The sequence below is a fragment of the Paenibacillus solisilvae genome (assembly GCF_042656405.1).
Lineage (GTDB): Bacteria > Bacillota > Bacilli > Paenibacillales > Paenibacillaceae > Paenibacillus_Z > Paenibacillus_Z solisilvae.
Genome location: NZ_JBHSOW010000034.1, coordinates 1 through 1,254, shown reverse-complemented (window position 1 = coordinate 1,254; position 1,254 = coordinate 1). Strand labels below are relative to the sequence as shown.

2 protein-coding genes are annotated in these 1,254 nt (G+C 46.4%); both read right to left on the bottom strand.

What is annotated here, in order from left to right; translation table 11 throughout:
* Nucleotides 1-95 precede the first annotated feature (95 nt).
* The gene (locus tag ACFPYJ_RS09905; RefSeq protein ID WP_379187964.1) at nt 96-386 is read right to left on the bottom strand and encodes a hypothetical protein; all 291 of its coding nucleotides are present in this window, start codon (nt 384-386) and stop codon (nt 96-98) included.
* Nucleotides 383-1,000 carry a PEP-utilizing enzyme gene (locus ACFPYJ_RS09900; protein WP_379187963.1) on the bottom strand — a complete coding sequence of 206 codons (618 nt, stop codon included), beginning with the start codon at nt 998-1,000 and terminating at the stop codon, nt 383-385. The genes ACFPYJ_RS09905 and ACFPYJ_RS09900 overlap by 4 nt, the downstream gene beginning before the upstream one ends.
* Nucleotides 1,001-1,254: the final 254 nt, after the last annotated feature.

Here is a 1,254-nt window from a genome sequence, read left to right as displayed (position 1 = left end):
AGATTGCCCTTCACCTAGAAAGGAGAGCCATCTAGAAGAAATCCCTTTAAGCCTTCTTCAAACCATGTATCAAACAAAAAGAGAAACCCATCGCTTCAGAAAAGAGTGGGTTTCTCTACAGCCTGAAACAGTCCAGCATAGCTGGACTGTTCACCATCTTCTTGACAGGCGGACGATCTAACGGAAACAGCACCTAAGGAGTGGAGCATAGTCCGGATCTCGCTCACCAAATTCAGCTCTCCCCTCGCAAATTGCTGAACGGTTGAAGCCGAAAGCACATACCCGGTTGGCACTGGCAAACGGTGTTGAAGCGCCTCAGCCAAATTCACCGCTTTACGTCCGTACAGATCAACCTCGGTCGCCTCATATAAATGTATCAGTTTCATTCATCATCACATCCCAGAACGATACCAGAGATCGTATCTATACGAATTTTTTGACCGCTTGTAACAGCTTCCGTAGCATTTCCGCAGCCGACAATACACGGGATGTTAAACTCCCTCGCCAAAATAGCAGCATGGCAAACGATGCCGCCCCGATCCGTGACAAGTCCTGCTATAAGCGAAGCAACCTCGATGAAATCAGGAGTGGTCATCGTCGTTACTAGAATGTCACCCTGCTTAACGTTCCCGAGCTCATCCTTGCTCAATATGACTGCGGCCGTCCCTTCGGCATGACCTGAACAGGCAACTTTGCCGCTCGTAAGAAATAATTCTCCCACAGAGACACTGTTATCTGCCGGTTCAATCTCTTGTCGCTCATTCAAGAGCACGCGAAGCTCCTTGCTCCAAGGCGCTTCATTGGCGTATTTCCCGATTGCTTTGCCTAACGTTGCATACAGATGTAGTTCATATATCGCCCGGTCAAAGCACATAATCAAATCGAACGACGTGAGCTGCTCCTGCCTGCCAAGAACTTTAATATAGCTGCTTTTATACGCAGGAATATGCTCGATAAAAACTTCCAATACCGGCGTTGTCAGAGCAATTGCTTCGCGCATCTGCAACTCAAACAACGACGTTCGTTCAAGCTGATACCTATGAATTTTTTTGTATACATCACGTACCAAAGGCTTAAGCTGTTCAATCTCTTCCTGATACCAAATTCTGACTCTGTTGAAAATAACCATCTCCTTCTCTGTCTTTCCGCTTCTAAATATGTCAAAACAAAAAGCCACTGCAAACAATCGAGGCCACTGAAAAAGTCCTTCTGAATAAAAAGGCACATCCCCTCATTTTTTTGAGGGGATGTGCC

What these genes read in the sequence shown, in the direction of transcription:
- ACFPYJ_RS09905 (WP_379187964.1), bottom strand. Translation starts at nt 386, where the DNA reads ATGAAACTGATACATTTATATGAGGCGACCGAGGTTGATCTGTACGGA.
- ACFPYJ_RS09900 (WP_379187963.1), bottom strand. Translation starts at nt 1,000, where the DNA reads ATGCGCGAAGCAATTGCTCTGACAACGCCGGTATTGGAAGTTTTTATC.